22 protein-coding genes and 1 pseudogene are annotated in these 25,005 nt (G+C 37.3%); 7 read left to right on the forward strand and 16 right to left on the reverse strand.

Annotated features, from left to right (window positions below):
* Positions 1–635 precede the first annotated feature (635 nt).
* On the forward strand, positions 636–1,589 hold the full coding sequence (locus tag EA772_RS19735) for a GLPGLI family protein (protein ID WP_124914650.1): 954 nt from the start codon (positions 636–638) through the stop codon (positions 1,587–1,589).
* The gene (locus EA772_RS19740; RefSeq protein ID WP_124914651.1) at positions 1,586–4,249 is read left to right on the forward strand and encodes a TonB-dependent receptor; all 2,664 of its coding nucleotides are present in this window, start codon (positions 1,586–1,588) and stop codon (positions 4,247–4,249) included. The genes EA772_RS19735 and EA772_RS19740 overlap by 4 nt, the downstream gene beginning before the upstream one ends.
* A gap of 145 nt (positions 4,250–4,394) precedes the next feature.
* On the opposite strand, the gene EA772_RS19745 is transcribed toward EA772_RS19740, so the two are convergent.
* The 4 genes from EA772_RS19745 to EA772_RS19760 all read right to left on the reverse strand — a co-directional run bounded on the left by EA772_RS19745 (position 4,395) and on the right by EA772_RS19760 (position 8,363).
* Positions 4,395–5,867, reverse strand: a complete 1,473-nt coding sequence (locus tag EA772_RS19745; RefSeq protein WP_124914652.1) for a M56 family metallopeptidase — start codon at positions 5,865–5,867, stop codon at positions 4,395–4,397.
* 4 nt (positions 5,868–5,871) lie between these two features.
* On the reverse strand, positions 5,872–6,234 hold the full coding sequence (locus tag EA772_RS19750) for a BlaI/MecI/CopY family transcriptional regulator (protein ID WP_010601995.1): 363 nt from the start codon (positions 6,232–6,234) through the stop codon (positions 5,872–5,874).
* A gap of 109 nt (positions 6,235–6,343) precedes the next feature.
* Positions 6,344–6,844, reverse strand: a complete 501-nt coding sequence (locus EA772_RS19755) for a hypothetical protein (RefSeq protein WP_116167915.1) — start codon at positions 6,842–6,844, stop codon at positions 6,344–6,346.
* Between the two features lie 145 nt (positions 6,845–6,989).
* Complete coding sequence (locus EA772_RS19760; protein ID WP_010601993.1) at positions 6,990–8,363, reverse strand: dicarboxylate/amino acid:cation symporter; 1,374 nt, start codon at positions 8,361–8,363, stop codon at positions 6,990–6,992.
* A 161-nt stretch (positions 8,364–8,524) separates the two neighbouring features.
* On the opposite strand from EA772_RS19760, the gene EA772_RS19765 reads away from it, so the two are divergent.
* From EA772_RS19765 to EA772_RS19775, 3 genes are read left to right on the forward strand one after another with little or no spacing between them, the layout of a single operon-like run.
* The gene (locus EA772_RS19765) at positions 8,525–9,022 is read left to right on the forward strand and encodes an RNA polymerase sigma factor (protein WP_010601992.1); all 498 of its coding nucleotides are present in this window, start codon (positions 8,525–8,527) and stop codon (positions 9,020–9,022) included.
* On the forward strand, positions 9,009–9,614 hold the full coding sequence (locus tag EA772_RS19770; protein WP_124914653.1) for a hypothetical protein: 606 nt from the start codon (positions 9,009–9,011) through the stop codon (positions 9,612–9,614). The genes EA772_RS19765 and EA772_RS19770 overlap by 14 nt, the downstream gene beginning before the upstream one ends.
* 29 nt (positions 9,615–9,643) lie before the next feature.
* Entirely contained in the window at positions 9,644–10,213 is a 570-nt protein-coding gene (locus tag EA772_RS19775) for a DUF922 domain-containing protein (protein WP_010601990.1), read from the forward strand.
* Here EA772_RS19775 and EA772_RS19780 read toward each other — a convergent pair.
* The 7 genes from EA772_RS19780 to EA772_RS19810 all read right to left on the reverse strand — a co-directional run bounded on the left by EA772_RS19780 (position 10,193) and on the right by EA772_RS19810 (position 17,942).
* Positions 10,193–10,576 (reverse strand): diacylglycerol kinase family protein, encoded by a 384-nt coding sequence (locus EA772_RS19780; protein ID WP_124914654.1) that lies wholly within the window; start codon positions 10,574–10,576, stop codon positions 10,193–10,195. The two genes, EA772_RS19775 and EA772_RS19780, sit on opposite strands and share 21 nt — an antisense overlap.
* 96 nt (positions 10,577–10,672) lie before the next feature.
* Positions 10,673–11,275 (reverse strand): hypothetical protein, encoded by a 603-nt coding sequence (locus EA772_RS19785; RefSeq protein WP_124914655.1) that lies wholly within the window; start codon positions 11,273–11,275, stop codon positions 10,673–10,675.
* A gap of 57 nt (positions 11,276–11,332) precedes the next feature.
* Positions 11,333–13,243: a beta-N-acetylhexosaminidase gene (locus EA772_RS19790; protein ID WP_124914656.1), complete on the reverse strand. Its 1,911-nt coding sequence runs from the start codon at positions 13,241–13,243 to the stop codon at positions 11,333–11,335.
* Between the two features lie 197 nt (positions 13,244–13,440).
* A complete protein-coding gene (gene trxB, locus EA772_RS19795; protein ID WP_010601986.1) occupies positions 13,441–14,397 on the reverse strand; it encodes a thioredoxin-disulfide reductase in 957 nt (318 codons plus the stop codon).
* Positions 14,398–14,548: 151 nt separating this feature from the next.
* The gene (locus EA772_RS19800) at positions 14,549–15,712 is read right to left on the reverse strand and encodes a dipeptidase (protein ID WP_124914657.1); all 1,164 of its coding nucleotides are present in this window, start codon (positions 15,710–15,712) and stop codon (positions 14,549–14,551) included.
* A 16-nt stretch (positions 15,713–15,728) separates the two neighbouring features.
* Complete coding sequence (locus tag EA772_RS19805; RefSeq protein WP_124914658.1) at positions 15,729–16,274, reverse strand: hypothetical protein; 546 nt, start codon at positions 16,272–16,274, stop codon at positions 15,729–15,731.
* A 39-nt stretch (positions 16,275–16,313) separates the two neighbouring features.
* Positions 16,314–17,942 carry an acyl-CoA carboxylase subunit beta gene (locus EA772_RS19810; protein ID WP_124914659.1) on the reverse strand — a complete coding sequence of 543 codons (1,629 nt, stop codon included), beginning with the start codon at positions 17,940–17,942 and terminating at the stop codon, positions 16,314–16,316.
* 376 nt (positions 17,943–18,318) lie between these two features.
* On the opposite strand from EA772_RS19810, the gene EA772_RS19815 reads away from it, so the two are divergent.
* Positions 18,319–18,762, forward strand: a complete 444-nt coding sequence (locus tag EA772_RS19815) for a DUF2721 domain-containing protein (RefSeq protein ID WP_124914660.1) — start codon at positions 18,319–18,321, stop codon at positions 18,760–18,762.
* A gap of 28 nt (positions 18,763–18,790) precedes the next feature.
* Here the strand turns inward: EA772_RS19815 and EA772_RS19820 are convergent, their stop codons facing one another.
* From EA772_RS19820 to EA772_RS22485, 3 genes are all read right to left on the reverse strand, one after another.
* On the reverse strand, positions 18,791–19,255 hold the full coding sequence (locus tag EA772_RS19820) for a MaoC family dehydratase (protein WP_116167907.1): 465 nt from the start codon (positions 19,253–19,255) through the stop codon (positions 18,791–18,793).
* 69 nt (positions 19,256–19,324) lie between these two features.
* Positions 19,325–19,918: a TIGR00730 family Rossman fold protein gene (locus EA772_RS19825; RefSeq protein ID WP_010602541.1), complete on the reverse strand. Its 594-nt coding sequence runs from the start codon at positions 19,916–19,918 to the stop codon at positions 19,325–19,327.
* A 169-nt stretch (positions 19,919–20,087) separates the two neighbouring features.
* Positions 20,088–21,578, reverse strand: a complete 1,491-nt coding sequence (locus EA772_RS22485; RefSeq protein WP_371683172.1) for a TonB-dependent receptor — start codon at positions 21,576–21,578, stop codon at positions 20,088–20,090.
* Here EA772_RS22485 and EA772_RS22490 point away from each other — a divergent pair.
* Entirely contained in the window at positions 21,552–21,620 is a 69-nt protein-coding gene (locus EA772_RS22490) for a hypothetical protein (protein WP_371683173.1), read from the forward strand. The genes EA772_RS22485 and EA772_RS22490 overlap by 27 nt on opposite strands.
* Before the next feature lie 384 nt (positions 21,621–22,004).
* Here the strand turns inward: EA772_RS22490 and EA772_RS22495 are convergent.
* A pseudogene (locus EA772_RS22495) lies at positions 22,005–22,667 on the reverse strand (TonB-dependent receptor plug domain-containing protein); the annotation flags it as partial.
* 714 nt (positions 22,668–23,381) lie between these two features.
* On the reverse strand, positions 23,382–24,851 hold the full coding sequence (gene guaB / locus EA772_RS19835) for an IMP dehydrogenase (protein WP_010602543.1): 1,470 nt from the start codon (positions 24,849–24,851) through the stop codon (positions 23,382–23,384).
* Positions 24,852–25,005: the final 154 nt, after the last annotated feature.

Below are 25,005 nucleotides of genomic sequence, written 5' to 3' on the forward strand. Positions count from 1 at the left end.
TTTTTATTTAACGAGGTGCAAATATAGAACAAATTCAATTAACACACAAACACATATCGAAAATATTTTTTGCTATCATTTATGATCATCAGGATTTAGCACATTTAAGAATTTGCGCTCATCCTTTTTTAATGATTTGGAAAGCAAGGTACAGCACATATAGGCTGCTCCTGCCCTGCCATCCGCTTTATTTGCCTCATAAAAATTCGGCTGCATGCCCGCTCCTGTCAGGTTTAATTTACGCAGGCCGGCATTTTAAACTCACGTTAGCACCTGGCAAACTACATCTTTCGTGCTGAGCTTTTTATTACCGTCATTGCGAAATCGATTTTTCATCGATTTCGCAATCCCAACCATGATGTATTTCTAAAAAGAGATTGCTTCGTACCTCGCAATGACGACCGTCCAAAAATTTCACTGATATCAATTTTCATCAAATAATTAACCTGCAGATTAACAGTATTAAAAAGATTGCAGTGAAAGCGGGGCAGCATTCCGCCATGAATTAAGAACATTCATTTCAAAATAAAAACCTAACTCCTGTAAATGGTTAAAAAGTGTTAAAGCATTTTTACAATTACGAATATTTCGTAGATTTACGAAAAATAAATAGATAACCTAACCACGTAAATTTTATGAAACGTATCCTAATTACTTCGATTGTGGCATTTTCAGCCATTTCATCTTTCGCACAAAACGCTGACCAGGCACTTGCTCGTGTGAGATACACTTACATACACCTTCAAGATACCACGCAAAAAGACAAACCCCACAAGGAAAATATGCTGCTGGTCACCGGAAAAAATGCTTCCGTGTATACCAGTTACGATAAACTAAATCAAGCGGTAAATACGAAAAGACAAATTGAAGAACAGCTTAGAAATCAGACCGGTAGCAGCAACATGAAAATAGAAATCAAAAGTGAAATGAAATCGCCAACCACCGCTGTAGATTATTTCTTTTTCGCCAATGAGCGTAAAATGTTTAGCAAAGAAAAACTACTTAACAACTATTTGATTGAAGAAAATGCACCACAAATTGACTGGAAAATAGCAAAAGATACCATGAGTTTCTCAGGTATTTCTTGCCAAAAAGCTACAGCCAAATTTAAAGGTAGAAATTGGATCGCCTGGTTCGCTACCGAAATTCCCTTTCAAAGTGGTCCGTGGAAATTAAATGGATTGCCGGGTTTAATTGTTGAGGCGCACGATGAAAAAAATGAAGTGAAATTTGAGTTTGCCGGACTTGAAAATGTAACTGCAGAAGACGCGAAAAATACTCCAGATGGGGATCAAAAAATTACCATGCCAAATGGTATGCCCGGAACGATAAAAATTACCGGAATAGAAACAAGCACAACCTATTTGGGTGCGGAAATTAAGCTGCCAACCGATGCCATAAAAACCACTAGGAAAGATCTTGATAAACTAAAGGCAGCCCGTGATAAAGATCCACAAGGCTTTATGCAGGCACAAATGGCAGCAAACGGTATTCAAGGAACATTTAAAAGAAGCGTATCAACACCTACTGGTCAGCCAATAGTAAAACGCGTAATCAACAATCCTATAGAACTTCCTGAGAAAAAATGAGAAAGGCTATTTTAATCAGCATGCTGTTTTTTTGGGGGATCACATTTGTTTTTGCTCAAAAAGCAATTAAGGGTACCGTGAGAAATGTTGCAGGTAAAGGCATTGAATCTGTAAATGTAAATCTGAAAGATAGCGAAGGGAACATCATCAGCTTTACCAGAACAAATAAAGATGGCATGTTTAATCTTCCTGTTAAAAATGATCAAGTTACTGGTTACAAAATTGAAGCTTCGAGTATCGGTTATAAAAAGCAATCCATTTCCATCTTGGATGTAGGTAAAAGTCAGGATTTGACCTTAGCTCCTAGTGAAACGAGTTTGGAAACGGTAACGGTAAAAAACCGCCCTTTATTAACTTCCAAAGGCGATACCTTAAATTATAGAACTGCTGATTTTGCCGACAAACAAGATCGGAGCATTGGTGATGTACTCAAAAAAATGCCTGGAATTGAGGTGGCAGAAAATGGCAAGATCAGCTACAACGGTAAATCCATTTCAAATTTATACGTAGATGGCGATAATTTGCTTGATGATAAGTATAACATCGGTACAAAAAGCATTCCTCAAGGCGCTGTAGACAAAGTGCAGGTTATCCAAAATGACCAGCCCATTAAAATGATGCGTAAAAATAATATGAGCGATGATGTTGCTTTGAACCTGGTTATTAAAGATGATGCAAAACTCAAAGTAATGGGCGACGCAACAGTTGGTGCTGGAACGCCAAATCGTTTTGATGAAAACCTGACGGCCATGCTGTTTAACAAAAAGCTAAAATTCATCAACAACATTAAAGGAAATAACATAGGCAATGACCCTGGCATTGATTTAACCTCACATAATTTAGCTGATTATTTGAAACGTTTAGACAACAATAAGCCTAGCGGTTTATTATCTACTGGTGCAGCTGGCGTACCTTCTCTTCCACAAAACAGGTATTTATTCAATAAAGCGGGTGTAGTGAATTTAAATAACTTATTCAAGTTTAATCAGGATTTGCAACTGAGGGCGAATATTTCTTATCTATTTGATGAACGGAGGCAACAATACAATAAATTTTCGCAAACTTATTTAGCAGATCAAACCATTAGTTATGCCGAATTTCAAAATAATGAAATTAATCCACAAAAATTAAGAGCCCAGTTTAACTTAAATAAAAATGCAGAGCATGATTACTTTAACAATAATTTCATTTTGGATTACACGCCTTTCAAAACCAATTCAGCATTCTCCATCAACAACGTGGCCGCAAGTCAGGTTTTAAAACAAGAAACTTTCGATATTTCAAATGAGTTCAATTATCGGAAAAAATTAAAATCAGAAAATGTAATCTTGCTGTATTCCTATTTGAACAGAACTTCGCAACCTGAAAATTTGAATATTTCACCGGGTTTAAATGCCGATATCCTGAACAACGGCAATAGTTACTTAGGCTTGAGCCAGTACATTAAATTACCCACCTGGTACACGAATAATTATGCATCTTTTGCCTTTGTAGATGGTGGTTTTGCCCAAACGTATAAGACTGGATTTAATCTTCAGCAGCAAAACTTAAACTCTGAACTTTACCGCATCCAGAACGATTTAAGCTCCGAACTGGTTTCGGAACGTACCGTGAATGATCTCAATTGGTTTAAAGGAAGAGTTTATGCCGATGCCACTTACGAATATACCAATGATAAGTTAAAAGCTGGCTTGAGTTTACCTGTAAGCTACAACCACATCAATTATAACGATCCTGTAAATACGCTAGATAATAGCTTAAATAAACTATTTCTAAACCCATCATTGAATATCAAATATCAAACGGGGATAGAAAATTATGTTTCGGCAAACTACTTTTATAAAAATGATCTGGGTGGAATTGATGATGTTTATCGCGGAACAGTTTTAAAAAATTACCGTTCGTTATTTGCAAACAACGCTCCAATTTCTGAATCGAAAACGCATAGCTTTAGAGGAGAATTTAATTTCAGGAAAGCGATGCAGATGTTTTTTTTCAATGCATCAGCCAATTACAGCAATACCGAACTTAATACCATTTCATCTTTTAGCCTGAGTAATAATATTCAGCAAAGAATTGTCTTGCCGTTGGAAAACCATATTAAAAACTTATCAGCAAGTGCAAACGCAAGCAAATATCTGTTTGCATTGAAAAGTACTATCACAACAGGCGTAAATTTTTCGCAAAGCAAATATAGCCAACTTCAAAACGGTGAACTTTTACCATTTAATACCAAAACGCTTTCATATAAAGCCGCTATTGAGGCCAAGCTTACCAATTTCATTAACTGGTCGTACGGTGCCACTTATGCTGTGACCAATAATCGGGCGGATGTTGCAGATGCAATTAAAACAAGTTTTCGACAATTAAGACAACAATCTACATTGGCTATTACCACAGTGCAAAATGTATATCTCAATCTGTCAGCGGAGCATTTATTTACGCACCAGGCGAATCAGCCAAATCTGAAATATCTGTTTGCTGATGCAAATGTGAAATATAAATTGCTAAAGATTAAAACTGATCTGGAGTTTGGAATGACCAACCTTGCCAATATCAAACAATTCAACGCGATTTATCTATCAGCAAATGCGTTAACAACAGGAACATATTTAATTCCTGGAAGAGTAGCCATGCTTAAAGCGACATTCAACTTTTAAAATGAAATACAGTAATTAGAATTAAAGAAATCCATCATTGCGAATAAAGCAAATACCTAGAAATTACAGGGTAGAAATCTTTGAACCAAACATAAGCTCAAAGATTTCTACCCTTTGATTGGATAAAGATTTAGTAGAAAGTAAATTACGGCTTAGTTCTAATATGAATGGCACCTTCATCACCTTTTACAATCTCAATATTTGAAATTTTGTTAACATCAAGGTTTTTGATATCAGCATTAGATACCTTTTCTCCATCAACATAATAATTGATTTTATTAGATAGACTAGTAATTACTTCTGTACTATTTTCGCTGCCGGATAATTTTTTATGGGCTTTTATCAATACTACATTATTAATAGTGCCTCTGATAGGCTTATCCGCCTGTTTTGAATTTGCGTCTCTTACAAATACACCCATTGTTGCGTGATCGATCTTCAGGGTATCTTTGACAGTAAATCGCTGTACAATGGCTTTCCTGTCGACAATTGCATTGGTTTTCAAATCAATTACTTGACCAACGAGCTTATTCAATTCATTTGAGATAGATTGATGAGTGGTATCCTCAGTTTCAAATTGCGTTTTAAAAACAAAAGTCATTTTTTTAACTGAATCAATACCTTTTTTTTGCTGCCGGGAAGCGGCAATTTTAGCTTTCTTTCTGGCTTTCGCGGGCTCAATGATGGCGGATCTGGTATCACTATTCGGTAGCGTAATTTCAAGCACATCGGTTAAAGGCGCTATCGTTTTCTGAACATTTTTCTTATCGATGGTAAAGGCTAGTGTTACAAAAAGTAAAACCGGTAACACCAATAAATAACGAGACAGATTCATTTTGGATGAACGTTTGGCATTCATCATGATAATTCGCTTTTTAAGATCTGAAAGATTAAAATTATTGACAAGAGCAATAGACGGCTGTAGATTAACAACATCTAATAAACTATACTGATAAGCTTTTTTATCAATTCCTTTCTTCAGTATTTTGGCATCAGTGATGAATTCGATGTTTTCTCTTACCGCTTTTTTCATCAACCAAACCCCTGGATTAAACCAGTAAAAAACCACGCAAACTTCTGCAAGAATAATATCTAAAGTATGCCATTCTTCCACATGTACTTTTTCATGTTCCAAAATATTGTTTAAATCCTGCCCCTTGTGCATTGCCGGATTAATGTAAATGGTTTGCCAAAAACTAAAAGGACTTACTTCTTCTGACAAAATTCGTACGTTGAAATCCTGTAATTTGCCAGCCGCCGATTTTTGATGCATCTGCCGAAGCGAAATGAATTGAATTAAAAGCCTTACTGCCATGAGCAGCACACCGATGTAAAATACTACAGTTAATATTTGCCAAAGGATAGAAACAGAATCCTGCTGCACAAATTGCTTAACATTTTGATTAAAAGTTGGAATAAAAGCCGGAATGGTGGGTTGATTAGAGAAGAGGGCTGTTAAATCAATAAAAGGGTAAGCGGAAGAAAAAACGATTCCAAAAACCAGGAAGACCCGGTTAAGATAGTAAAATGTTAATCTTCGAAGAATGAGATAATAACTTGCTGAAAACAAAATCAGCACCAGGTTAATCTTCAATAAGACAAGGAAGAAATATGGCATGGCATTACTTTTCAGGGTTTTCGATCAGGTTAATTATTTCCTTTAACTCCTCCGCACTGATTTTTTTATCTTTTGCAAAAAAAGCGACAAGCTCTTTGTACGAACTTTGGAAATAATTATTCACAAAGCCACTCATGAAGCGCTTTTTATATTCAACCTCTTTTACTTTTGCACCATACCGATTGGCGTTGGCAAAACGTTCACTAATGAGATAACCTTTTTTCTCTAAATTTTTTATTGTAGATGCCAGGGTGGTATATGGTGGTTTGGGCTCAGGCAAAACATCCATAAAATCTTTGATAAAACCCTTTCCTACTTGCCAAACAGCAAGCATAGCTTCCTCTTCCTGAATTGTTAATTTTTCCATTTAGTACGAATATATCGTAAATATACGAAATCTCCGAAAAGAAAAAGACTTTATTAAAACGCTAAATTTTAGCATCTTAATAAAGCCTTTGTTATTATTGGTAATGAATTTACTTTCCTGATCTGATCTCTGCCTGGTTTAAAGTCTCCTGGATTACCTTACGCATTTGGACAGCAGCATCCAACAATTTCGGATTCCCGTCGAAATCGCCAAAAATGACAACATGTTTTGATTTTTCTTTGTAATTGAAAGTAATATCATAACGGGGAACCAATTTTGATTTAGCACTCTTTTGCCCGATGGTATCAGGAAAATTCCAAAGTCCGATTTCATTTGCTTTCCTGTGCATATATAAAATGTCGTCGCTTTTTAAGAAAAACTTCTTCGTAATTACAGAATCTCTGTTGTTCACATATTGATAAACGCCGGTTTTCGAATCATAATTATTTTCCAAAGTATCTTTTAAGCCATAACTAAATTGCATCGAAACAAAATCAGCCTTACGGAAAGGCGCATTCTGAATAATGGGTTTGTAATAGATATAACAATAAATGATCATCGGAACGATGATGGTAATGGCTAGGAATATCTTTTTTGCGTTACTTGACACTTTGATTAATTATTGAATGAATGACTTATTGAATGTGTGATTTGGCATATTGGTAAAACGATGCAAAGTTTAAAAATTTTAGTGAACGTAAAGACATCCCAAAATCATTTGTGAATTACATTTCTTACTAATACTTATTGCTGTACTAATCTTTCAGTTCTCCTTCCCACTTACTTACTACAGCGGTTGCAATACTGTTTCCAACTACATTTGTAGCCGAGCGTCCCATATCTAATAGCGGATCGATACCGATCAATAAAGCCAGACCAGCCTCCGGAATATTAAAGCTGGCAATAGTTCCGGCAATAACCACCAGAGAGGCTCTTGGCACACCTGCAATTCCTTTACTCGTTAACATCAAAATCAGTAACATCGAAATTTGTTGTTCAAAACCTAAATGGATGCCATAGGCCTGAGCAATAAATAGCGATGCAAAAGTCATGTACATCATTGAGCCATCTAAATTAAAGGAATAACCCAAAGGCAAAACGAAACTCACGATCTTATCCTTGCAACCAAAACGCTCCAGAAGCATCATAGTTTTTGGATAGGCAGCTTCACTACTTGCTGTACTAAATGCCAAAATCGCTGGCTCTTTCATATCGTTTACCAAACGGAAAACGCGTTTTTTCAATATCAGAAAGCCTAAAAAGATTAGCACAGCCCATAAAATACCTAAACCCAGGTAAAATTCACCAATAAAAATGGCATAGGTATTTAATACATTTAAACCTTGCTTTGCAACGATTGCTGTCATGGCACCGAAAACGGCTAATGGAGCAAAGTTCATTACATAACCAGTCATTTTTAAGATAACATGCGCTATCGCATCAAAAGCTTTAATTACCACCTGACCCAAATCGCCAATCGCGGCAGTGGCCACGCCAAAAAATAAAGAGAAAACTACAATCTGCAAGATTTCATTTGTGGCCATTGATTCAGCAATACTCTTAGGAAAAACATGCGCAATAAAGTCTTTTACACTCATCGCCGCTTTCTGTATTCCGGTATTTACCATTTGATCTGGCAGCGTCAATTGCATGTGTTTTCCTGGTTCAAAAAGGTTTACTAAAACCAAACCCAACACAAGTGACATGAGCGACATGGCCATAAACCAGCCTAATGTTTTCCCTCCAATACGTCCGACTGCTTTAATATCGCCAACTTTTGCCACCCCTACTACCAATGTGGTAAATACCAATGGCGCAACAATCATTTTAATCAAACGTAGAAAGATATCGCTCAGAAGCGTAAAATATTCAAGCTTTTTCTCCCTGATATCTTCGTTTTCTTTTTTAATCTGGGCATTTACTTTTCGTTCGGCTTTGAGCTGAGCATAAACTGCAGATGTAGTATCAGCTGTTTTTTTAATGCTCACTTCAATACTTTTCACTTTCGCATCAGCATTTAGAATTTTCTGATTATAGGTATCGATCGAATTAACGTTCAGAATGTAGCCTAATGCAACTCCGGCAATCAGCGCCAGGAAAATGAAAAGCGTGAGTTTGTTTTTCTTCATGAATATAAAAAGTTTGTGGCTCTGTTAATTTGGTAAAACTACGATATTTAAGGCGTGTAACAAATTTTGATTCATCAGCTGTTTAAAAATTATTTTAATTTCTATTTTCGCTGTAACAAAAAACGCAAATCTCCATCTAAAAAGCACTTATCATCCCGTAAATGGAACAAAAAGACAAGTTATTTAAAGAAATCTTCGATTCGAATTCCAAGAAAATATTCCATTTATGTTATGGTTATACTGGCGATACCGACGCTGCAAACGATCTGCTGCAGGAAACTTTTTTAAAGGTTTGGCAAAATCTGGATAAGTTTAGAAACAAATCTTTGATTTCGACCTGGATATACAGAATTGCCGTCAATACCTGTTTAACCTACTTAAGATCAGAAAAAAGACAAGCGAAGGATGAACTGACCGAAAATATCATCGAGAACAAAATAGAAGAATTTTCGGAAAAGAATGAACAGGTGGCGCTACTTTATAAATGCATCTCGAAACTTGAAGAAAATGATCGTTTGATTATTACCATGGTGCTTGATGAGCTCCCCTACCACGAAATTGCCGATATATCAGGGATAAGCGAAGGCAACTTGAGGGTTAAAATTCATCGAATTAAACAAAAATTAACAGAACTATATAATCAATATGCAAGCGTTTGATCAAATACAAGAGTTGTGGCAAAAACACGATGTAGAAGTTAAACTTTCTGCTGATGAAATGCTGCAACAAGCTAAAAAAGAAGTGAACGGCTTGAAGTTCAAATCTGCCTTAAATATTCTGGGCATGCTTGCATCGTTTATTGCAATTGCTGCGTTATGGATGTTTTATCATTTCAATTCATGGACTACACATGTTGGAATCAGTATTACTATGATTGCAATCGGCGTTTATACTTTAATCTTATATCGCGACCACAGATTAATTTCCAAAACCGACTATACTCTTCACCCGAATGAATATTTAAATAACCTTAAAAGCTATCAATTAAATCGTTACAGCCTTTATAACTCGTTATACTGGTTTTATACGATAGCATTGTCTTTGGGACTGATTTTTTATTTCGTTGAAATTCTAGGGCACTTCAATATCTATCAAAAAATGGTTGCAATTGGATCAACCGCACTCTGGATTCTTTTTTGTTCAACGATTTTAAGAAAAGCCGTAATTAAAAGGGAAAAGGAAAGAATATCACTACTAATTGAGAAATTTGAACGAATCAGCAGCCAGATTTCTTCTACGGAACAATTTTAGGCACGGTTTTTTCACTGATAAAATCACACATGAAAAAACCGATTTTATCCATATTGATACTTTTGATATTGCCATTTACCTTTGGTTTTAAACAGGATTTTACTGAACCTGTTCAATTACAATGGGAAACACATTTTAAAGGCAAAGCTGTAGAAAATTCGCCATTTTTTGCTTTAACTGCTATGACCTGGAAATACAGTTATGAATCAACTATTTATCGGAACCGGGTAGCCATTAACCTTAAAAATGAGGTAACGATTGATAAGAATAGATCATGGGTGAAGTGGGATAAAATCAAAAATCCAGATGTGAGGGCGAGTTTGTTACATCATGAACAAGGCCACGTAAATATCCAATATATATTACTTTCAGAGGCTGAAAGGGTATTAAAAAATCGAAATTATTCCGTAAAAAACTACAAAGCACAAATTTCGCAACTGGCTAACGAGATCAGTAATTATTTCGACACGATGCAACGCAATTATGATGATGAAACCGAACACGGAAGCAACCATAAAATGCAGGCTCGCTGGGATAAAATTATCGACGATAAAATGGAAGAATCAAGAGCAGCAACCTTAGCCAATAATTCTAAATAACTTGGGCAAAAAGATAATCAGCCCTATAGCAACCGCCAAAAAAGCAGCAAACAATACAGCCGCAGCAGCTAAATCCTTCACAATTTTAATTTTCGGATGAAATCCTGGAGAGACCATATCTGCCAGTTGTTCAATGGATGAATTGATAATTTCAGTTACAATCACAGCTGATATTGCAAATAGTATTGCAATCCACTCGTGGCCCGAAAGCTCGAAATAAAAAGATAAGCCGATAACGATCACCGCAGCAAATAAATGCACTCTTCCATTGTGCTCGTTTACGAAAAACAGCCTCAGTCCATTAAAGGCATGCTTAAAGCTTTTTAAACGATTTACGAACGAGAACTTTCGATTTTCTTGCATAAATATTTTTCAATGATCCTGAAATAAATTTAGGTAACCAAAGCTTGTTTATGATTTTAGGTATTTTGATAGATACGACACCTCGAAACAAATTTACTATTCGTGTTTCACATCACTTGCAGAAAAACTATTACTTCTTAAGCTGTACTGGTATGTTTTTGTAATTGTTTTTGTAGAATCAGTTTCATCCTTTATCGGAAAAGACCTGAATAAATTTCCATCCTTAATAAAAAATTTATCATTACCGGAATAACCTTTTTTTTGATTTATATTAAGTGAAGGAAAACTAATTTTGTTAAAATCGCCACCAGAAAATTCAAATACATTTAAGTCTAAAATATTTTGTTTACTTAAAAGTTGTATATATAATTCAGGATTGCCATCATTATCAAGATCCATGTTCCAGGCATCTGTAATGATACCTTTGCGTTCCACAGCTTCAGATTTATAATTATTTCTAACTGAATCAGACATCAAAATCTGGTATCCACCAATTGAATCTCTGCCTTTCCCCCAACTGAGAATTTCAAAATTTAGTCCTGGTCTGATCTCTATATCCTTATAAAACTTAAAGGGGTTTTTAACCACCGGAGGAATGTCTGATTTAATTTCCGCTGGTTTATCTTCCGTACATGCAAAACAAAACAGCATCCCTGTAATTAACAAGAGATGCTGCCATGTATATCTTCTAAATTTCATTTGCTGGGACTTTTTTTCCCAAATTAATGATTTTAGTTTTTCAATGCAAGCGATTTATTACTTCTTGGTTGGAGTTTTATCTTCAGGAGCACCGTTGTTTAAAAGCGTTTCAGTGGTTACGCTTCTTTTTCCGCTTGGTGCAATCACAATGGTTCTTAATAATCTTTTTTCTCCTTGTGGCACAGTTACCTTTACTGGTGAAGTATATAAAAATGCATTCTCCGAAGGTCGTGAACCATCCAGCGAGTAATAAATTTTCGAACCTTTAACCGGAGCTTTCAGATCAATAGTGAAATCACCGCCAGATAAAGCCTTATCGCTCTGACCAATTGGTGTTGGCACCCAATAGTTAATGTTCATCTGATCTAAACGAGCCAGATGTTTTGGTAAACGCTCTTCTGAGAAGTTCTTTAAATCTTTGCGTTCAACCGGGCTCCAGGCAATTTCTGATAAGGCCAATAATCTTGGAAAAGCATGGTTTTCTGCTTTTTCTGGCGTTTTGATATACTCTGTCCACATATTTGCCTGAACACCTTTAATGTATTTACGCTGATCAGCTGTTAAAACTTTTGGAATGGGATCGTAAGCATATATTTTTTGATAAGGTGCAAAACCGCCAATGGTTACCGGTTCATCAGGCGAATTCGATTGTTTATGGTCGATATACAAACCCATTGATCCGGGTGTCATAATTACATCGTGATTTTGTTGCGCCGCTGCAATGCCTCCGGCCTCTCCTCTCCAACTCATTACAGTTGCATTGGGTGCTAAACCGCCTTCTAAAATTTCATCCCAACCGATAATCGAACGGCCTTTAGCATTTACGTGTTTTTCTATGGTTTGAATAAAATAGCTTTGCAACTCATGTTCATCTTTCAAACCTTTTTCTTTCATTAAAGCTTGGCAAAATGGAGATTCCTTCCAATAGGTTTTTGGTGCCTCATCGCCGCCAATGTGAATATATTTTGAAGGGAAAATTGCAATTACCTCATCCAGTATATTATTCAACATGGTAAAAGTATTTTCCGATGGCACAAAAATATCATCAAAAACGCCCCAGGTTTGTTGTACTTGCTTTCCTTTTCTTGAACCAGCCCAAGGCGTTTTATCGCTCACAAAAGTATCACGATCAGGGAAACAACTTAATTCAGGATAGGCAGCAATTGCTGCAGAAGCATGACCTGGCAATTCAATTTCAGGAATAACCGTTACAAAACGTTCTGCGGCATATTTAACGATTTCTTTCGCTTCATCCTGGGTGTAAAAACCTTTAACTGGTGTTAAGTAATTACCGTTACCAGGGTAGTTACCAATTATGGATCCATTCCTGGAAGAACCAACGGTTGTCAATTTTGGATATTTTTTAATTTCTAATCTCCAACCCTGATCATCTGTTAAATGCCAATGAAAAGTATTGATTTTGTAATATGCCAGGTGATCGATATATTTTTTAATAAATGAAAGTGGAAAATAATGACGGCATACATCGAGCATTGCTCCGCGATAGCTAAAGCGAGGATAATCTTCAATAGTTACAGCAGGAATGGTGATTTTATCAGCAATTTTATCTGGCATCATTTGCATAGCCGATTCAACGCCATAGAACAAGCCGGCACCTTTTCCTACAATCGTGATCTGGTTAGTCGTAACTTTGATGGTATAACCTTCAGCAGGTAATTTATCTGAACCGGTTGAAGTTAACAGAATACTTTTCTGACTGGGCTGAGGAACCTTACTTTCGCGTAAAGCAAAACCAGCTTTGTTTACAATAAATGCGTTCAATAAATCAGCCGATTTTGCGCCATCGATGCTTTGATTTATCAATACTGTTGATTTATCTAAAATGAAATTACCATTTGCCCGGGTAATGGATACGGGTGCAGGTATGATTCCGAGGTTGGGATCGCTCTGCGCAAATGCACTTGTACTGATTAATACTCCAATAAAAATCGATAATGCTTTGTTCATGTTTTGTTTTTTAAGATGACTTTAGGTTATTTGATACAAGATAGAAATTCCAAGCCCATCCGTAATTTCACTTTTTTGTTACAATTAAAAACAAACGTTTGCCTGATTGAAAATCTTCGAATTCTGATGGAAAATAAGATTCCATAAAAAAAGAGAAACCGTATTGATTTCTCTTTTTTTATGAGGTATAAATTATTTTAAGCTTCTACCGGGTGCTCTTTTGCGGCCAAGTATCGTTCAGCATCGAGTGCCGCCATACATCCTGAACCTGCAGCAGTAACTGCCTGGCGATAATACATATCCTGAACATCACCACAAGCAAAAACCCCTTCTACATTTGTTAATGTTGAGCCCGGTTTTGTTAACAAATAGCCAGTTTCATCCATATCTAACTGCCCGTTAAAAATATCGGTATTTGGCTTGTGACCGATAGCAACAAAGAAGCCTTCAACCGGAATTTCAGAAGAAATATTTGTTTTGTTATCGATTACTTTTACAGCGGTAACATTTTTACCATTTCCCAAAATTTCCTGAGTTTCAGTATTGTAATGCACAACGATATTTGGCGTAGCCAAAACACGACTAACCATTGCTTTTGAAGCTCTGAATTCATCACGGCGAACCAACAAGTGCACTGTTTTACACAATTTAGCCAAATAAGTTGCCTCTTCAGCAGCTGTATCACCAGCGCCTACAATGGCAACATCTTGCCCTTTGAAAAAGAAGCCATCACAAACTGCACAAGCTGAAACACCAAATCCATTATATTGTTGTTCGCTTGGTAACCCCAACCATTTTGCAGTTGCACCAGTTGCAATAATTACAGTATCTGCAGTAATGGTTTTAATTTCATCAACCACAACTTTATGCGGCGTTGAAGAAAAATCTACCGAACTGATGTAGCCAAAACGGATGTCGGTGCCGAAACGTTCTGCCTGTTTACGAAAATCCTCCATCATTTCAGGCCCCATAATGCCTTGCGGGTAACCAGGGAAATTTTCTACATCAGTAGTTTGTGTTAGCTGACCACCGGCTTGCATTCCGGTGTACATAATTGGTTTTAAATCTGCCCTGGCTGCATAAATTGCTGCTGTGTAACCTGCCGGACCAGAACCTATGATTAAACACTGAACGTGTTCGTTTTCTTGTGACATTATATCGTGTGTTTGAAATTCATTAATTGTAGTGCAAATTTAACGCATAAAACATTTGTTGACAAGTGGGCATTGTCAACATAGTTTACTTATTAACATCAAACTAGTCGCCATTTCCAGTATCGAAGAAATTTAATATCCTAAATTTAATTCAACTCCCTCTACTCGCTCTAATTAACCTAACCACATTACCGCCGAGAATTTTCTTGATATCTGTTTCTGAATATCCATTTTTTATCAGTTCTGCTGTGATTTTCGGATAATCTGCTACACTATTCATACCCAACGGAAAAGATTCTGCCCCGTCAAAATCAGCGCCTAAACCTACATGATCAATTCCAATTAATTTCACAACGTGATTAATATGTTTAACAATCAAAGCTACAGCCGGCCGGATAGCATCAGCTTCAGTTTGATGACTAGATATTAGCGTATCAATGGCATTACTCCTACCATATTTGGCGGACAGCAACCTTAATTCTTTATCATGCTTAGCGAGGAAAGCTTTTTGTTTACTACCGAAAATCGGATCTAAAAAACCACTGTAAAAATTGATACAGACTACGCCGCCATTTTTTCCAACAGCTTTAATCTGATCGTCTTTCAAATTTCTGGGAACAGGGTTTATACTGTAAGCACAACTGTGAGATACAATTATGGGTTTTGTACTTGTGGCAATAGCATCATAAAATGTTTTTTCGCCTACGTGTGATAAATCGACCAGCACGCCCAATTTATTTAATCGTTGAACAACCTGCCTCCCAAAGTTATTTAATCCGGCATTTTCAGCTTTGACTTTTCCAGATGTTTCATCTGTTGCTGAGCTCGACCAGGATGTGCTGTTGTTCCAGGTAAGCGTAAGATAGGACATTCCTCGTTTGGCCAAACTATCGATATAATCCAACCGATTTTCAATCATATGCCCGCCCTCAACACCAATCATTGCAGCTAACTTTTGGCCTTTAACTACATTTTCTAATTGTTGAGCCGTTGTTACCAGTTGAATCTTATCAGGATATTTCCTAATTAGACTGTAGAGCGAATCTATCTGTTGATTGGCGATAGCATAACCGCCAGTTTCATCGCACCAAATGGAGAAAAACTGAACATCCAAACCACCTTGCCTTGCCCGAACTAAATCGAAATTTCCTTTTGGCTGAAGTTTTCCAATATCGATTCCTGATTTAATTTGATTGAAAAGAATATCGCCATGAGTATCAATCAAGATGGCTTCCTGATGGATTTTATTCAGTTTTTGAGCAAAAGCACAGATACTATTTAAACTGATCAGCAGACCTAAAACATAAGTTTTCATATTAAGTCGATGGTATTTAACTGAATTGTTGACCTATTCCTGCATTTAGCAGCCAATCTGCCTGCGATCGGGATGAACCACTAATTGTTGTCTTTTTGGCAATTTCTTCCTGAGCCTTTCTTATCGAACTAGTGATCATTCCATTTTCAAGCATTTCATCCTCGTTTATTCCCATTTTTTTCATCATCTCGATAATCTTATCACCGTTAAACAATCGAAATAAGGGCTCTGATAAAGCAGATAAAACTGTAATTTCATTTCTACCCAATTCTGTTGCTTTGCGCTGTTCTTCGCTAGCTAATGGATGATGTTCTACGAATATCAGTTCCTTATCTGCAAAATCTGCATTCAAGCGATCCGCTAAATGAATCTGCTTTGCAACACTATTTCTCTTGAAAAAATTCTCCAATGCGCTTCTGGTTTCTTCGAACCAGGCAATAAACACGGTTGTAGGGTCGGCCTTATTCATCTCCAGGCAAGCACGAAATTTCGCTTCCTCTGAAATCCAAATGTTATCATATACGGTTACGCCTTTATTTTTTTTACTGAATAGTCCGAACATAGGTTGTTGAGTTATTTTTTTTTAAATGTTGAGGCTTAATTAAGTTTGAATAATACCTACACTAAATTTTTTTGTGATTGGCGATTGATTTGCAGCCTCAATGCCCATCGAAATCACTTTTCTGGTTTCTAAAGGATCGATAATACCATCAACCCAAAGCCTTGATGCGGCATAATATGGTGTGGTTTGATTATCGTACTTATCTGTAATTTCTTTCAGCATTTCAGCTTCTTTCTCCGGAGTAATTACTTCGCCTTTCGCTTTTAGTGAAGCTTCCTGAATTTGGAGTAATGTTTTCGCTGCCTGAGCCCCACCCATTACAGCTATTTTTGCTGTCGGCCAGGCGTAGATTAATCTTGGATCGTAAGCTTTACCACACATGGCATAATTACCCGCACCATATGAATTTCCAATCACGATGGTAAATTTAGGAACCACAGAATTTGCTACAGCATTGACCATTTTAGCACCATCTTTAATGATTCCGCCATGCTCCGAACGGCTTCCTACCATAAATCCTGTCACATCCTGTAAAAACACCAACGGGATTTTTTTCTGATTGCAATTCATAATGAAACGGCTGGCTTTATCGGCGCTATCTGAATAGATGACGCCTCCAAACTGCATTTCTCCTTTTTTTGATTTGACTACTTTACGTTGGTTGGCCACGATTCCAACAGCCCAACCATCAATACGGCCCAAGCCGCAAACAATGCTTTGTCCATAGCCCTGTTTATACTCTTCAAAATCAGAACCATCAACCAAACGGTTGATTATATTCATTATTTCGTATTGTTTATCCCTGTTTTCGGGAATAATACCATATAATTCTTCTTCTTTAGCTTTAGGTTTTGCAGGCTTTATTCTATCGAAGCCGGCATTTTCAGATGCCCCAAGCATGCTCATAATATTGCGAATGCTATCTAAACAGGCTTGATCATTAGGATGTTTATAATCAGTAACACCCGAAATTTCACAATGCGTGGTTGCACCACCAAGGGTTTCATTGTCGACGTCTTCACCTATGGCAGATTTGACCAGGTAAGAGCCCGCCAAAAACACAGAACCGGTTTTATCCACAATCATCGCTTCATCACTCATGATGGGCAAATATGCGCCACCTGCTACGCAAGCCCCCATAATGGCTGAGATCTGAACAATCCCCTCCGATGACATGATTGCGTTATTGCGAAACATTCTACCAAAATGTTCCTTATCTGGAAATATCTCGTCCTGCATGGGTAGATATACGCCGGCACTATCAACCAGATAAATCACAGGCAATCGGTTTTCCATTGCAATTTCCTGGGCCCGGAGATTTTTTTTCGCCGTCATTGGAAACCATGCACCTGCTTTAACAGTGGCATCATTGGCTACAATCATACACTGCCGGCCGCTCACGTAACCGATTCCACAAACTACACCTGCAGCAGGACAACCACCTTGCTCGGCATACATTCCATCGGCGGTAAAAGCACCAACCTCTAAAAAGTCTGAGTCTTTATCGATGAGGTATGCGATGCGCTCACGAGCCAATAACTTTCCTTTTTCTTTCTGCTTAGCGGCATTTTTTTCACCACCACCCTGATAGATCTTTTTAAGTTTCGTTCTCAGTTCGTAAACCAACTGTTTATTTATATCCTCGTTTTTGTTGAATTCGATATTCATGGAGGCAATTTAAATTTAATTTTAGAAAAATCGTGGAGACCGAATTGGTTTCTGGTCTAACCTTCATTTTAGCTAGAAAGTGTACAAAGTTATTCTACCCAAAAAATCCAAAGAAAATGGCACAGCGGATCATTTAGAAAAATTTAAATCCAGTATTAAGAGATAGTCATCATAAGTTGGTGCTATATTGTGAAAATCTAAGTGTCTTTGCGGTTAATCTCAAAGAGAAGGATCTATTATTCAGTTCTGATGTTAAAGGCGTCGTCGCTCTTTTTGTGCTGGACTAAAAACCACACTACGCAGAAAATTTAGCAACCTTTGCGGTTAAATCAACAGATATCCATTTAAAATAATATTTTTGGGTAAATCTCATCTAATGGAACTCACCGTAAACATTCCTGCTTTATTATTTCCTGCAATTAGTTTAATTATGCTGGCCTATACTAATCGTTTTCTGGCTTTGGCAGCACTGGTTAGAAGTTTGAAAGCTAAATATGAAGAAACCGAAAGAAATGTTGGATTACAGAACCAGATTAAAAACCTGCGCTACAGATTGCGATTGATCAAAAACATGCAGGCTTTTGGGGTGTTGAGCTTTTGCCTTTGTTTGTTCTGCATGTTCTTTATTTATTTAGAATGGAATGTTATGGCCGAAATTCTATTTGCTTTGAGCCTGATATTTTTTATGATATCATTAATCATTTCTTTAATCGAAATTCAGATTAGCACCAAAGCCCTGGAGTTGGAACTCAGCACACTTGAAGAATTAGAAGACGAATCACTTGGGGGTTTCATCAAGAAAAAATTCAAAAAAGAATAACCTCTTTGATTTATTTCTGTGCCAGAAGTTAAGCTGTAATGAAGTGATACAAGAAAACCACTTCGCCTGTAAAAGCAGGTTTCTTCTGATTTTCAATTTCCATTTCTATGGCCATGTGAACTTTGGTCACACCCCGCAAGTTCACAATTGAAGCCAACTTGGCTTTCAGTCTGATATTGCTGTTAACCAAAACGGGTTGCGCAAACTTCAAACTTTCAATACCATAGTTAATTTCCATTTTTAGGTTTTGGATATCTACTATTTCTTTCCATAAGAATGGGATTAATGAAAGTGTTAAATATCCGTGTGCAATGGTACCGCCGAACGGCCCTTCGTTCTTTGCCCTATCTTCATCTGTATGAATCCATTGATGATCGAGTGTAGCATCGGCAAATTTATTAATTTGTTCTTGCGTAATGGTATGCCATGATGAAACTCCAAGTTCCTTTCCTAAATATTGTTCGAACTCTGCGTGTGAAGTAATGATTTGCATTGGAAATATCTTTTCGCCAGTATTTACGATTGGCCGTGTTTAAAATTGTTTATATGAAATTAATAATTCTTAAGTTAAATTTCTATCCCTGAACCAAACTTCATCGGGAACGGCAGAAAAATGATCCATTTTATCCACAAGAACTTCGGCATCGGCTTCATTAAAAACCAAATCGCGGTTAGCTGATTTCAAAAATTTGCTTTGCACCATCATTTCCATTTGTGCAAACAAAGGATCGTAAAAACCATTTACATTCAATACGCCAATTGGTTTGTTATGCAACCCTAACTGAAGCCAGGTAAGTACTTCAAAAAACTCTTCGAGGGTGCCAAAACCTCCGGGCAAAATAATAAACCCATCACTTAAATCGGCCATTTTTTGTTTACGCTGGTGCATATTTTCTGTGATAATCATTTCAGTTACCCCTTTATGCCCAACTTCTTTATCCATTAAAAACTGAGGAATTACACCTGTTACCGTACCACCAGCCTGCAAAATATCATCAGCGATTACACCCATCACCCCTACACTTCCACCGCCGTAAACCATTTTAATGTTTTGTTTTACCAGAACATCGGCTAATTGTTTAATCGCTTTGCGCAATTCCGGGTCTCCATTAAAATTTGATCCGCAGTAAACGCAAACAGAATTAAGTTTATTCATTTAAAAAATTTTCACGAAGTTAATATTTTATCAGCTTTCTGTAAATACTAATTCTACACAATGCTGTTACACCTTATTTGTCATTATCCTTAGATGCGATAAATAAACTCGTATAAAAAAAAGGGTAGCTTTCACTACCCTTTCCTGACTATTATATATGTGAGAGAAATTAGAAACTGTACCGGAAAGTTGCGCCGTAAGTTCTCGGATCGCCAAGGACACCGGCGTATAAGCCAGAATTACCTGCAGCAGCCTGCAATTGTTCGTAATAATTCTTATTGGCAATATTTCTGCTCCATACAAATATTGAAAACTTATCTGACTTAAATCCTAAACGGGCATTCAATAACGAATAACCTTGAACATTTAACACACTTGATGGCGTAGGATTTGAAGAGTAAGTTGAACGATAACTCGCATCACCTGCAATAAAATAACGACCAGGTTTAGTGGCTAAATTTCCTGGTGTACTAAACTCCGCACCTCCAGATACGTTCCATTTAGAAATACCCGGCAATCGACCACCCGATGCATCTTTGAATGCCACTTGCGTAGCCACACCATTTATGATTTCTGTATGGCCAGTTTCTTCTAATGGAAGTGGCGCATTGGTAAAGGTTACATATTTACCATCAAGGTAGGCCAATGCCGCATTTAAAGTTAAAAATCTTTCTAATTGGTACGTTCCATCAATCTCTAAACCCTTTACATTTACTTTTTCAGCATTTGCCAGATAACCCCTGTTTACACCTAATTGCGGCGATTGAACATTTGTTTGATAATCTTTAATATCGGTATTAAATGCTGTAACATTTAAAATTGCACCTTTAAATGGCTTTGTTTTTAAACCCAATTCATAGTGCTCTACATATTCTGGTTTCACTACAGCTACTGATAAATCTGCTTGTCCGTTTGAGGTTGTTGGCAAACCACCCACATTTACACCTACCGGTTTGTAAGCCGTAGAAAAAGTTGCATAAGCATTTAACTTAGGCGTTGGGCGATAGGATACCGTAATATTTCCGGATAAATTGTTATTGTCAACATTAGTGGTAAACTGTTGATTGGCATAAACAGCCGCTTTAAGCGCTAACAATGCCGCATCAGTAGTTTGTAAACCGCCGTAAGTATTACGATCATAATCCACATCTTTTTTGTCGTAGGTAAATCTCAAACCTGGTAACACGTGTAAGTTTTTTAACACTTCCCAGTCAACTTGTCCAAAAACCGCAGCACTTAAAGATTTAATTGTCGAGTTAGTTCTGATTCCGAACCCATCTAACAAACCTGGTGTGGAATATAAAGCCTGAGCGCCTGTATTAGCAGTTTGCACAAATCGCCACTGGTCTTTTCCTACCTCTTCCGTTTGGCCTAAACCCTGCAAATTTTGTCCCAGCAAAAATACACCTACTACACCGCTTAGTTTCTCGGTGATGTTACCAGCATATCTAATTTCCTGCGAATACTGATCATGACGGGAATTGCCCTGTGATTTGGTTAATGCAGCCAATTCAGAAAAATCTCTGTCATTTGTAGGATCCCAATTCCAGAATCTCCATGCTGTAGTAGAAGTTAGGGTTCCGCCACCAATTTTATAATCAACGTTTAATGAAATTCCACCGATTGACTGGTTATGTCTCCATGGTGTATTGGTGTTAATTTCCCTCGAAAATGGATCAATTCTAGGTTGCTGATAACCTAAATCGGAAACAATTCTTGCGTATTGGCGATAAGCACTTCTTTCAGTTTGCGTAACTCCTGCAATTACCAAAGGGTACCCAGCCGGATGTTGAATGCTGACATCGCCACTTAATAAAACCTTGAGTTTATCCGAAGGTGTAAAATACAACTGTCCTTTAAAACCCAAATTGTTTTGTCCACTATACTTTCGTTCTTCCCGTGTATTCCAAATTGTACCATCGCGTTGCGTACCCGAAATTGAGATTTTTGCCGCCAGGTTTTTTGCTACACCTCCAGATACTGAAGTTTTGGCCTGAATGAAATTATAGTTTCCTACGCTCATTTCTACTTTTGCGGTTGGCGTTTGAGTTGGTTTTGTGGTGGTAATATTAAATGCACCAGCAGTTGTATTTTTACCAAATAAAGTCCCCTGCGGACCGCGGATAACTTCTATTTGTTCTATATCAAGAAAATCTGTGGAGGTTGCTGCCGGACGAGCATGGTAAACGCCGTCTACGTAAAAACCCACTCCAGGATCGATACCATCGTTGGTTAAACCAAATGTAGAGCCTAAACCACGAATGTTAAGAGTTGTATTTCTGGCATTTGAAGCATATAGTTGAACTGAAGGAACTAATTCTTTCAAACGGTTTACATTGAAAGCACCTGCATTTTCTGCAGCCTGACCGCCAATTACGGTGATCGGGATAGGCACATCCTGTAAAACTTCCGATCGCCTCCTGGATGTTACCACAATCTCATCAAGCTGGGTATCTTCTACTAAAGTCAATTCTATCGGACTTTCCTGGAGCTGTAAAATTTGAAAATCCTGTGGTTTATACCCTACGTAGCTTACGCGGATATAAAACGGTGGTTGTTGCCGGGCATCAATGTTAAAAGCGCCATTTGTATCTGTAATGGTTGAAATTTTAGTTCCCCGTACTGTAACTGTTGCGCCTGGTATTGTTGTGCCATTGGCACCTTCTATTATTCCTTTTACTGTATTTTGAGCGAATCCAGTACTTGCTGAGAGTATAATTGAAAATAAGATGAGTAAAATTTGTTTCATGATGATATAAAAATGTCTGGTTTAGAGTTGATTATTTATCCATTCGGAAATGTCTGATTTGGGCACTAAGCGTACAACAACAACATATTTTTGATTTTTGAGCGATCGGTTTCATGTTTAATTATATAAAATCTATGGATTTAGTCGACAAATATATTAAAAAAAAGCAACTGCCAAATTTTATTTTGCAATTAACTTTTTAAACTGGATTATTAATGACTTAATTTCTTTAATCGTTATCTAACTCTATTAAATTTTGTAAACGTGTGATGTTTTTTTTAAGAAAGAAATGGTTTAGTTTATTTAAATAAAACTCGGCTTTCCAACAATATTTTATAATAATGTTGCTAGCACTAACAGGCATGGTGTCTTTTGAGTTTTAATAACTTTTTGAAAATCGATAAAAACTGGATCGTGAACGAGGAAAATGCTGAGATTGTTGGCCGAAATGCACAAGCTATGATACCTAAACCTGGCAGGAGCGGCAGCCCCGAGTTTTCCTACGAGGGCTACAGCGGATGGCAGGACTGCAGTAGCCATTAATGATAACGTTCATTTACAAAACATTATAATTAAGCTTTAAAAATAAAACGGGGTTATCTGTACTGATACCCCGTTTCTTTATTGCAATTAAAAGAGATTTTCTGACTGTGGTCAAAATGACGGCTAAGTCCAAACCTTTATACTTTTTACTTTCTACTTTTTACTCTATACTTATCTCGTATAGTTTGGTGCTTCTTTCGTAATCGTAATATCGTGTGGGTGACTTTCACGCATACCCGCAGCTGTTATTTGAACAAATTGAGCTTCCTGCAATGCTTCAATGCTAGCAGCGCCGCAGTAACCCATACTGGCTCGTAAACCACCGATATATTGATACATCACTTCAGCTAAAGTACCTTTGAACGGCACACGACCAACAATACCTTCAGGAACGAGTTTTTTGATATCATCTTCTACATCCTGGAAATAACGATCTTTGGATCCTTGCTCCATGGCTTCGATAGAACCCATTCCGCGGTAAGATTTGAATTTACGTCCTTCGTAAATGATCGTTTCGCCCGGAGATTCCTCTACTCCTGCAAATAAAGATCCGGCCATTACTGTACTTGCACCAGATGCGATAGCTTTTGCAATATCGCCCGTATGTTTGATACCTCCATCGGCAATAACCGGAACACCTGTTCCTTTTAAGGCTTTGGCACATTCATAAACGGCATACAGTTGTGGTACACCCACACCTGCAATAATTCTGGTGGTACAAATCGAACCTGGACCAATACCTACTTTTACAGCATCAGCACCTGCATCTGCTAAAAACTTAGCAGCTGCTCCTGTTGCAATATTACCAACAATCACCTGCAAATCAGGATATTTGGCTTTCACTTCTTTTAATTTATCCACCACACCTTTCGAATGCCCGTGTGCAGTATCGATGGTAATTACATCAACACCAGCATTAACTAATGCATCAACACGTTGTAAAGTATCGGCAGTTACACCAACTGCAGCACCAACACGTAAACGCCCACGCTCATCTTTACACGCCACCGGATAGTTTTTAACTTTTGAAATATCTTTGAAAGTGATTAAGCCACTCAAATAACCATCTTTAGATACAACAGGTAATTTTTCAATTTTATGATTTTGAAGAATTTCCTCTGCCTGAACCAATGTTGTTCCTTCAGGAGCAATGATTAAATTTTCTTTAGTCATTACTTCTGCAATAGGGCGCTGCATATTTTTTTGAAAACGCAAATCGCGATTTGTGATAATACCTACCAGTTTATTATCGTTACTTACCACCGGTATGCCGCCAATTTTATGCTCTTTCATGATTTTGAAGGCATCTGCAACAACAGCTGTTTCCAACAACGTAACCGGATCCTGAATCATTCCGCTTTCAGAACGTTTTACCTTACGTACTTCTTCGGCCTGTCTGTTAATGGTCATGTTTTTATGTAACATTCCAATCCCGCCATTTTGCGCAATTGCAATGGCAAGTTCAGCTTCTGTTACAGTATCCATTGCGGCAGAAATCAATGGAACATTAAGCTTAATTTTTTTTGTTAAGAAAGTGGCTGTATTTACATCGCGAGGCAGAATTTCAGAATATGCGGGTACTAAAAGTACGTCGTCATAAGTTAAACCTGTAGCAATAAATTTTGTGGAGTCGAGTTGCATAGCAAATAAATTACGATTTATTATTTGCCAGGCAAAGATACAAAAAATCCAGGAAAATGAAAGCGAAAATTACGATATGGCTAAATATTGAGATTGGCTGACAAATTGTAAACCTGGCTAAAAATATTTCAAGTTATTTCTTTATTAACAAATT

Origin of the sequence: Pedobacter sp. G11 (assembly GCF_003860265.1) — a bacterium.
Classification (GTDB): Bacteria; Bacteroidota; Bacteroidia; order Sphingobacteriales; family Sphingobacteriaceae; genus Pedobacter; species Pedobacter agri.